The 9,272-nt window shown below is 58.1% G+C and carries 8 protein-coding genes and 1 tRNA gene; 6 read left to right on the plus strand and 3 right to left on the minus strand.

Annotated elements, in window-relative coordinates; translation table 11 throughout:
* The first annotated feature begins 247 nt into the window (after window positions 1–247).
* On the plus strand, window positions 248–1,621 hold the full coding sequence (locus BDE01S_RS05560) for an OprD family outer membrane porin (RefSeq protein WP_066078439.1): 1,374 nt from the start codon (window positions 248–250) through the stop codon (window positions 1,619–1,621).
* 147 nt (window positions 1,622–1,768) lie between these two features.
* Here the strand turns inward: BDE01S_RS05560 and BDE01S_RS05565 are convergent, their stop codons facing one another.
* Window positions 1,769–2,407 carry an MBL fold metallo-hydrolase gene (locus BDE01S_RS05565; RefSeq protein WP_066078441.1) on the minus strand — a complete coding sequence of 213 codons (639 nt, stop codon included), beginning with the start codon at window positions 2,405–2,407 and terminating at the stop codon, window positions 1,769–1,771.
* Between the two features lie 197 nt (window positions 2,408–2,604).
* Between BDE01S_RS05565 and BDE01S_RS05570 the strand changes: the two genes are divergently transcribed.
* Window positions 2,605–3,414, plus strand: a complete 810-nt coding sequence (locus BDE01S_RS05570) for a DNA ligase (RefSeq protein WP_066078443.1) — start codon at window positions 2,605–2,607, stop codon at window positions 3,412–3,414.
* A gap of 429 nt (window positions 3,415–3,843) precedes the next feature.
* Here BDE01S_RS05570 and BDE01S_RS05575 read toward each other — a convergent pair.
* Window positions 3,844–3,920 (minus strand) — tRNA-Met (locus BDE01S_RS05575).
* Window positions 3,921–4,102: 182 nt separating this feature from the next.
* The gene (dnaJ, locus tag BDE01S_RS05580) at window positions 4,103–5,242 is read right to left on the minus strand and encodes a molecular chaperone DnaJ (protein WP_066078444.1); all 1,140 of its coding nucleotides are present in this window, start codon (window positions 5,240–5,242) and stop codon (window positions 4,103–4,105) included.
* Between the two features lie 313 nt (window positions 5,243–5,555).
* Here dnaJ and gltS point away from each other — a divergent pair, with 313 nt between their 5' ends.
* The 4 genes from gltS to BDE01S_RS05600 all read left to right on the plus strand — a co-directional run bounded on the left by gltS (window position 5,556) and on the right by BDE01S_RS05600 (window position 9,108).
* Entirely contained in the window at window positions 5,556–6,785 is a 1,230-nt protein-coding gene (gltS, locus tag BDE01S_RS05585; RefSeq protein WP_066078445.1) for a sodium/glutamate symporter, read from the plus strand.
* A 181-nt stretch (window positions 6,786–6,966) separates the two neighbouring features.
* The gene (locus tag BDE01S_RS05590; protein WP_066078446.1) at window positions 6,967–8,010 is read left to right on the plus strand and encodes a lysozyme inhibitor LprI family protein; all 1,044 of its coding nucleotides are present in this window, start codon (window positions 6,967–6,969) and stop codon (window positions 8,008–8,010) included.
* Window positions 8,011–8,244: 234 nt separating this feature from the next.
* Window positions 8,245–8,883 (plus strand): C40 family peptidase, encoded by a 639-nt coding sequence (locus tag BDE01S_RS05595; protein ID WP_066078451.1) that lies wholly within the window; start codon window positions 8,245–8,247, stop codon window positions 8,881–8,883.
* Between the two features lie 9 nt (window positions 8,884–8,892).
* On the plus strand, window positions 8,893–9,108 hold the full coding sequence (locus BDE01S_RS05600) for a hypothetical protein (protein ID WP_066078453.1): 216 nt from the start codon (window positions 8,893–8,895) through the stop codon (window positions 9,106–9,108).
* The last annotated feature ends 164 nt before the right edge of the window (window positions 9,109–9,272 follow it).

Consider the following 9,272-nt stretch of genomic DNA (forward strand, 5'->3'; position numbering starts at 1 on the left):
CTAGCAAAGCAACGGGCAGGGATGCCCGTCTGACAACCTGCTGTACTGTCATTAGCTACGCAAGTCCGCTCCTTAATCCCTTAATCATCATATCTTTCAGACGGCCTGTTCCCCAAAATACCGCGCCGCGCCGGCAAAGATTAATTCCATTCATTCAAATTTGAAAATTTTTCGGTTGTCAAACGGCATCGCCTTGAATATAGTGTAATTTGAAAAACACACCCTACAAATAATCGAGGAGAACACCATGCCGCATCCCGCCCATACTCTGGCCGCGTCCGCCCTGCTGGCCGCCCTGCCGATCAGCGCTGCCGCCGACACCCGCTACGAATACCTGCCCGACACGCCGTTTTTCCAAGACGGCAAGCTCACCGTCACCAACCGCAACTTCTATTTCAACCGCGATTTCCGCGACGGCGGCGCCAATCCGTTCGGCACCAACTGGGGCAAACCCCTGTCCGAACGCAACGGCGAGCGCAACGAATGGGCGCACGGCGTGATTGTCGATCTCCAATCCGGCTTCACGCCCGGCAAAATCGGCTTCGGCGCGGAAGCCAAAGGCTTGGTCGGCCTGCGTCTCGACAGCTCCGGCGCGCGCACCGGCACCGGCCTGATTCCCTACACCAACGGCGCGGGCGGACAGCCCGAGCGCGTATGGGGCAGCGTGGGCGGCGCGGTGAAAGCCAAAATCGGCGAAACCGTCATCAAAGCGGGTAACTCGCTCACCCCCGCCAACCCGATTCTGCATACCGCCGACGTCCGCCTGCTGCCCGTTACCGCCACCGGCGTTTCGCTGGAAAGCAAAGACTTCGACAAACTCAACCTGCAGGCCGGCGTGTTTACCCATGTGCGCGCCCAAGAATCCACCAACCATGACGACCGCTTCAGCACCGACCAGGACGGCGGCGCCCAAGTCAAGCGCATCAGCTATCTCGGCGGCCGCTATACCTGGCAGCCGCACACCTGGGCGCAAGTGTACGCGGGCGAGCTGAAAGACTACTTCAACCAATACCACGCGCAGGCCAACCACCGCTGGCAGCTCGGCGGCAGCCAATACATCAATGTCAACGCCACCGGCTATTACAACCATGACAGCGGTGCGAAAAAAGCAGGCAAAATCAACGCCAAACTGGGCGCGCTGACCGCCACCTACGGCAACGACATCCACGCCCTGACCTTAGGTGTACAGCGCGTATTCGGCGACGACCCGCTCGACTATGCCGCCACGCGCACCATCGGCAGCCTCGCCCGCTACCCCAATGCCGGCTGGGTCACGCAATTCTCCGAAGCCAATGAGAAATCCTGGCAGGTACGCTACGATTTGGACTTCAAAAAACTCGGCGTGCCCGGCCTCGAGCTGATGGGCCGCTACATCAAAGGCTACGATATGGACAACAGCAAGAGCAACAGCTATTACCGTAACCTGCGCGGCAACTACACCTACCAGCCCGACGACAAACACTGGGAACGCAATATCGAAGCCAAATACACCGTGCAAAGCGGTAAAGCCAAAGGCCTGAACCTGCGCGTGCGCCATACCACCATGCGTACCTCCGGCACCTACCGCTACGGCAACATCGACGAAGTGCGCGTGATTGCCCAATATCCGTGGTCACTGTAATGCAGCCGTGAAACCATCGGGCGGGCAGCCATACCGCCCGATGGTTTTATAGTCGAATAACACAGAATGGGGCAAGGCAGCCAACGCCGCAGCAGAAATTACTCTTCGACTATACTCATTTTCAGACGGCTTTTTCTGCCCATTACCTTAAAACTGCAAAAACGGATTAAACTGCCGCTCATGACCGATGGTCGTCATGCGCCCGTGTCCGGCAATCACGCGCGTTTGCGGCGGCAGCACCAGCAATTTGCTGCGGATGTTGCCGATTAAATCCTCATGATTGCCGCGCGGAAAATCCGTGCGCCCGATGGTTTCGTAAAACAGCACATCGCCCGCAATCAGCAATTCCGCCTGCGCGCAGTAAAACACCACATGCCCGGGCGTATGGCCGGGAATATGCAGCACTTGAAACGCATAATTGCCCACGCTCAACGTTTCCCCCTCTTCCAGCCAGCGCGTCGGCTCAAACGCAGGCGATACGGGAAAACCGTATTGCGCCGTCACCTCCGGCAGCGACTGCAGCAAAAACTCATCTTCGCAGTGCGGCCCGAGCACCGGCACATCGCAATGCGACACAAATTCCACCACCCCGCCCGCATGGTCGAGATGGCCGTGGGTCAGCCAAACCGCCTTGACCTGCAAGCCTTTCGCCTTCACCTGCGCCAGCAGATGCGGCACATCGCCGCCGACATCGGTCAGCACCGCCTCGCCGCTTCCATCGTCCCACAGCAGCGTACAGTTTTGTCGGAACGGCGTGACCGCCATGATTTCAAATTGCAGAGCCATAATATCTTTCCTAAACGTTTTTCAGACGGCATACCGCCCACATCAAAGCCGTCTGATGTTATAGTCATTTAAAAAGAAGAATCACACGGCATGACCGCACCTGGTCTCATTCTTCTTTTATCCGACTATCCGGCCGTTTTACACGAAACGGCCTTATCCAATAAAAACATCCGCACACGGAGAAACGGAGATTAAAGATGAAACGCATCATACCGCTTTTGGCCGCCTGTTTCATCACCCTGCCCGCCGCAGGCGCCGATTTGCTGCTGGCCAAAGAATACCGAGGCCAAAACATCAGCGGCTGGGCCATGAGCGAAAAGCTCGACGGCGTACGCGCCTATTGGAACGGCCGCACACTCATCAGCCGCCAAGGCTACGCCTTTACCCCGCCGCCCGGCTTTACCGACCGCTTCCCGCCCTATCCGCTGGACGGCGAGCTGTACAGCACGCGCGGGCAGTTTGAACAGATTTCCGCCACCGTCCGCAGCGCCGGGCGCAGTTGGCAGGGCATCCGCCTGCATGTATTCGACGTCCCCCGCGCCGAAGGCAATCTCTACCGCCGCCTGGCCGTTTTACAAAGCTGGCTCGCGCAACACCCCGACGCACCCATCACCCTCATCGCCCAAACCCCCGTTAAAAACACCGACCACGCCCGCGCCTTTCTCAAAGAAATCGAAGCACGCGGCGGCGAAGGCGTAATGCTGCGCGACCCCGAAGCCCCCTACCGAGGCGGCCGCAGCGACAGCCTGCTGAAACTCAAAAGCGCGCAAGACGCCGAATGTACCGTTACCCGCCACTATCCCGGCAAAGGCCGCCACAGCGGCCGCCTCGGCGCCATCGGCTGCCGCAACGCCCACGGCGAATTCCGCATCGGCAGCGGCTTCAAAGATGCCGACCGCGACAACCCGCCCCCGATCGGTGCCACCGTAACCTACCGCTATCGGGGTTTCACACAAAAAGGCACACCGCGCTTCGCCACCTTCGTCCGCATCCGCCGCGACCGCTGAGCGCAGCCGGGCAGCCGCAGATGATTATCGGCAGCAGGCTGATAATCTGTTTGAACAAAGTGGCAGATTGGATAAAAAGCCGTTTTTCAGACGGCCGCACAGCAGCATCGCACGGGTATGGTTGACTTGAAAAATCCAATCATCTGAGATACACCGGTCATCTGCCGTAGGGCGGGGTTGCCACCCCGCCGCTGATTTACAGAATAAAATAAAACAGCCTGCTTCAACTTCATCATCACCGCCCTACGGACTTCATTTTTGAAGCACTTGACCGCCAACACATACAAAAAGGCCGTCTGAAAATCAGATTTTCAGACGGCCTTTTTGTTCTAATCACGCGCAAAACAGCATCGCTCATTTAAATGCGCCAAGATAACGTATTACAACATAAAATAAAAAAGCCGCTGTTTCCAGCGGCTTTTTCAAATTTGGTTGCGGGAGCAGGATTCGAACCTACGACCTTCGGGTTATGAGCCCGACGAGCTACCATGCTGCTCCATCCCGCGTCAGAGAATGTAACTATACAGGCCGTTTGAAATGCTGTCAAGCATTTTTTGAACAAACGGGTTTTGTGGACATCTAAGCCGCCTACGCCCGCCCGCCTGTATGTAAAAATGCTCGGCCTGACCAAAAAGCCGTCTGAAAAATCTGCTTTTTCAGACGGCTTTTGGCTTGGCAAGCCTGTGGTTTAGTCAAACAAGTCTTTCAGTTTGTCCAAAAACGATTGCTTGCGCGGGGTTTGGCTGCGGTCGAGACCGGTGGAGATTTTTTCAAATTCTTCCAGCAGCTCTTTTTGGCGGTCGGTCAGATTGACCGGGGTTTCGACCACGACGTGGCAGTATAAGTCGCCCACGGCGCTGGAGCGCAGTGATTTGATGCCTTTGCCTTTGACGCGCATACGGCGGCCGGTTTGGGTTTCTTTCGGGATATTCAGCTTCACGCGGCCGTCCAGCGTCGGTACTTCCACGTCGCCGCCCAGCGCGGCTACGGCGAAGCTGATGGGCAGCTCGCAATGTAAATCCAGGCCGTTGCGCTCGAACACTTTGTGCTCTTTGACGCGCACGTTGACATATAAATCGCCTGCGGGTGCGCCGTGCTGGCCGGGTTCGCCCTCGCCGCTCAGGCGGATGCGCTGGCCGTCGTCGATGCCGGCAGGGATGTTGACTTCAACGGTTTTGCTGGTTTTGGTGCGTCCTTCGCCTCGGCATTTGATGCAGGGATCTTTGATTTCTTTGCCCGAGCCGTGGCAGGTCGGACAGGTTTGCTGCATTTGGAAAATCGCCTGGCGGATGTGTACCGTACCTGTGCCGTGGCAGGTCGAGCAGGTGCTGGCCGAGGTGCCGGGTTTGGCGCCGCTGCCGTGGCACACGTCGCAATCTTCGTAAGTCGGGATGTTGATGCGCTTTTTGATGCCTTTGGCGGCTTCTTCCAGCGTGATTTCTACGCCGACCTGCAAGTCTGCGCCCTGGTAATTGGGCTGTCGGCCGCCGCCTGCGCCGCCGCCGAACATCTGGCTGAAAATGTCGCCGAAGTCGAAGCCCTGCGCGCCGCCGAAGCCGCCGCCAAATCCGCCGAAGCCGCCTGCGCCGCCGCCCATGCCCTGCTCGAAAGCGGCGTGGCCGAATTGGTCGTATGCGGCGCGTTTTTCTTTATCCGACAGGGTGTCGTAGGCTTTTTGGACTTCTTTAAACTTTTCTTCCGCTTCTTTATTGTCGGGGTTGCGGTCGGGGTGGTATTTCATGGCCAGCTTGCGGTAGGCCTTTTTGATGTCGTCGTCGCTCGCGCTTTTGGCTACGCCGAGCGTTTCGTAAAAGTCTTTATTGCTCATAGTCGGTATTCGGAAGGTAAGAAGATGGATATTGCTCGGGATATATGGGCGCTTGGCGGAAACTCAAGCCCGCCTGCCGCTTTGCTGCGTCAAGGCCGCCTGAAAACGGGTTTTCAGACGGCTGCGCGGCGGCGGGGCAAGTGTAAATTTACGCTTCATACTACTACATTTCTTTGACAAACCTTAACTATTCCCCTAATATGCGGCGGATTATTCTGGCGGCGTGTATTCTGAAAGCATACGCAGTCCGGTTGCCAAACCGCTGTGCCGCCGCAGGATATGGTTAGAAAAACATTTTTTAGAGAGACTTATTATGGAATGGGAATTTAACGGTTATTACACCCTGATTGCCGCCACTTTGGTATTGCTGCTGGGCAAATGGCTGGTCAGCAAAGTCCGCTTCCTGCGCGACTTCAATATCCCCGAGCCGGTAGCAGGCGGCCTGATTGCCGCGATTATTCTGTTCGCACTGCATCAGATGTACGGCGTGAGCTTCAAGTTTGAAAAACCGCTGCAAGATGCCTTCATGCTGATTTTCTTCACCTCCATCGGTTTGAGCGCCGACTTCTCGCGCCTGCGCGCGGGCGGCTTCCCGCTGGTATTGTTCGTCGTTGTCGTGAGCGTGTTCATTCTGATTCAAAACGCGGTCGGCGTAGGCCTGGCCGGCGCTTTGGGCTTGGATCCGCTGCTGGGTCTGATTACCGGCTCGATTACCCTGACCGGCGGCCACGGTACGGCCGGTGCATGGGGTCCGATTTTTGAGAAAGAATACGGCGTGGTCGGCGCCACCGGCCTGGGTATGGCTGCGGCGACTTTCGGCCTGGTATTCGGCGGTTTGATCGGCGGCCCGGTTGCCCGCCGCCTGATTAACCGTCAAGGCCGCAAGCCCGTTGCGCAAACCAATGCGGATAACGAAGTTTCCGACAGCAACACCAACGACGTATTCGAAAACGCCGGCCGCACCCGTCTGATTACCGCCGATTCCGCCATCGAAACGCTGGCCATGTTTGCCGCCAGTATCGCGTTCGGCCAAATTATGGACGTGGTCGATGCCGAATACTTCCCTTCTTGGCTCAATCTGCCTAAATTCGTATGGTGTCTGTTCGGCGGCGTGATTCTGCGCAACATTTTGACTTTGGTGTTCAAAATGAACATGTTCGACCGCGCCATCGACGTATTCGGCAATGCTTCGCTGTCGCTGTTCCTGGCCATGGCGCTGCTGAACCTGAAACTGTGGGAGCTGACCGGCCTGGCCGGCCCGGTAACCATCATTCTGGCCGTACAAACCATCGTGATGATGCTGTATGCGACTTTCGTAACCTACGTTGTGATGGGTCGCGACTACGACGCCGCCGTATTGTCCGCCGGCCACTGCGGCTTCGGCTTGGGCGCAACGCCGACTGCGGTTGCCAATATGCAGTCCATCACCAACACCTTCGGCTCTTCGCACAAAGCCTTCCTGATTGTGCCAATGGTGGGCGCATTCTTCATCGACTTTGTGAACGCGATGATTCTGTCGGGTTTTGTAAACTTCCTCAAATAATCCGAACGGCAGTTTAAAAACCCTTGTAAAAGCACCGGCAACGCCTTACCTGTTGCCGGTGCTTTTTGTTATATTCGCACCATGCACTCAGCCGCCGTAAACCATACAGAATGAAACCAAGCAGCCGTACCCCATCATTCTGATTTAAAATGACGAAATATGTAGCCGAAAGGAGCATACCGTGTACAAAAAACTTTCCGCCGCCGCCCTGTCGCTCGCGCTGCTGGCCGCCTGCGGCGACGAAGCCGCCAAACCCGCGCAAGCGCCGCTGGCCTGCGATATCCCCCTCGCCGCGCAAAGCGTCCGCAACAGCATCATCGACACCCTGACCCGCGAAGCCAAAGCCTTTGCCCGCAGCGACAACCGCCAATTCATCGATGCCGACAAAGTCATCGCCGCCGCCACCCAGCTGGCCGTGCGTCTCGACAACGCGCAGGAAACCCGCGAAGGCAACGAAGCCCTGTGCCGTGCCGATTTAAGCATCCAAATCCCCAACGACATCTGGACGGCAGCCGAAAGCGGCAGCCCGCTGATTTACGGCCAAACCGCCATCCGCGAGCTGGTGGCCGGCAAAATCATGGGCAGCAACCTGGCGCACGAAGGCAACACCTTCCGCACCACCCTGCGCTACCTGCCCCAAGCCGACGGCAGCATCACCTTTAAAGACAACACCCCCGCGCATACCGCCCAAATCCTGTCGGCCGCCCTGCTGCCCTACGGCGTGAAAAGCATGGTCGTCATCGACGGACGCGCCGTCAGCAAAGAAGAAGCCGTCAAACTGCTCTCCGCCGAAACCTACCCCGAGCCGCCCGAAGCACAGCCCGCCCCCGAAGACATCTTAGAAAACAACGCCGCCGCCCACAGCGAAGGCGTGCCCGCAGCCGAAGACGACGGCGTACCCGGTACAGAAGCCGAAATCCTGCAGCCCGGCAGCAGCGGCCAAGCCGAGCCGCCCGCCCTAGCCCAGAGCGAGCTCGACAGCGCACGCATCCAAAACCAGCGCGCCGAAGCCGACATCACCCGCATTTGGAGCCGCTTGGAGCGCGGTGTACAGCAAAGCATACTCGACGAGCAGCGCGGCTGGCTGCAGAAAAAACAGCAAGACTGCCTGCGCGCATCCGCCCAAGCCGACAACCCCGCGCACGCCGAATACCTGCAGCTTCAATGCGACACCCGCATGACCCGCGAGCGCATCCAATACCTGCGCAGCTACGCCATCGACTGAGCACCGGCGCACACCTGCCGTCTGAAAACGCCCCCACCGGCACTTTTCAGACGGCTTTTTTCAGACGGCACGCCGCCGCAGCCGGACGCAAAAAGCGTTTGAAAACAAGGCTTCCGCACCGCGCCGCCGCAGGCTTTTGCCAAACCCGCCTGTTTTTATATACAATCGCTGATTAACCAGCCCACCCGCACCACTACAGACGGCCGCACCGCAGCCGTCCGAACGGAACACCTTATGACCCTATCCACCCGATTAGCGGCCGCATTTTCGGCACTCTGCCTGCTGCTGTCTGCCGGCGGCCAGACCCGTGCCGACGAAATCGAAAACCTGCTGAACCGGCAAAGCGACCGCCAGCAGATTTTAAGACAGTTTGAAAACAGCGGCACAGGCAGCCCCGCCCCCGCCAAGAAACCCCTGGCCCAAATCATCCCCGCCGCCCAACCCGCCGCAGCCGCGTCCACCGCCTCCGGCAGCGCCGACGAACTCATCCGCAGCGCCATGGGCCTGCTCGGCGTCGCCTACCGCTACGGCGGCACGTCCGCACGCACCGGCTTCGACTGCAGCGGCTTTATGCAGCACATCTTCCGCCGCAGCATGGGCTTAAACCTGCCCCGCACCTCCGCCGAACAGGCCAAAATGGGCACGCACGTCAACCGCGGCGAGCTACAGGCCGGCGACATGGTGTTTTTCCGCACCATGGGCGGCGGCCGCATCTCCCACGTCGGCCTCTATATCGGCAACAACCGCTTCATCCACGCCCCGCGCACCGGCAAAAGCATCGAAATCACCAGCCTGAGCAACAAATACTGGGGCTCGAAATACGCCTTCGGACGGCGGGTGAAAAAACACGACACCGCCCGTTTCATCAATTAAGGAGCACCCATGAGCATGCCCGAAATGCCCAAGTGGTACGGCGACGACGGCCAAATCGTCTCCTGCACCGAAAAAGTCAAAGTCATGACCGAAAACATGACCGAGCTCTACCAAACCGCGCAAGACGCCTTTGAAGACGCCCTGCTGATGGGCTGCGGCGAAGCACAACTGCGCGCCTACTTGCAAAAACTGATTGAAGGCTTGGAAAACCCCTACCGCCCGTAAAATTAAACACCTGCCCGGCAAACACCGCCGCCGGGTATGGCAGCGTCGGCAAAACACGACAAAAAAGCCGTCTGAAAAACAGCAGAGATGCCCGTTTTTCAGACGGCTTTTTAACTCTACAAGGTGGCGAGCCAGCGCCGTAATAAAAATTACTCTTCGCCTAT

The organism is Bergeriella denitrificans NBRC 102155 (genome assembly GCF_001592185.1).
GTDB lineage: Bacteria > Pseudomonadota > Gammaproteobacteria > Burkholderiales > Neisseriaceae > Neisseria > Neisseria denitrificans.

Excerpts from the sequence above, each read along its gene's own strand:
- BDE01S_RS05570 (WP_066078443.1), top strand. The coding sequence starts at position 2,605 with ATGAAACGCATCATACCGCTTTTGGCCGCCTGTTTCATCACCCTGCCC.
- BDE01S_RS05565 (WP_066078441.1), bottom strand. The coding sequence starts at position 2,407 with ATGGCTCTGCAATTTGAAATCATGGCGGTCACGCCGTTCCGACAAAAC.
- BDE01S_RS05560 (WP_066078439.1), top strand. The coding sequence starts at position 248 with ATGCCGCATCCCGCCCATACTCTGGCCGCGTCCGCCCTGCTGGCCGCC.
- BDE01S_RS05600 (WP_066078453.1), top strand. The coding sequence starts at position 8,893 with ATGAGCATGCCCGAAATGCCCAAGTGGTACGGCGACGACGGCCAAATC.
- gltS (WP_066078445.1), top strand. The coding sequence starts at position 5,556 with ATGGAATGGGAATTTAACGGTTATTACACCCTGATTGCCGCCACTTTG.
- dnaJ (WP_066078444.1), bottom strand. The coding sequence starts at position 5,242 with ATGAGCAATAAAGACTTTTACGAAACGCTCGGCGTAGCCAAAAGCGCG.
- BDE01S_RS05595 (WP_066078451.1), top strand. The coding sequence starts at position 8,245 with ATGACCCTATCCACCCGATTAGCGGCCGCATTTTCGGCACTCTGCCTG.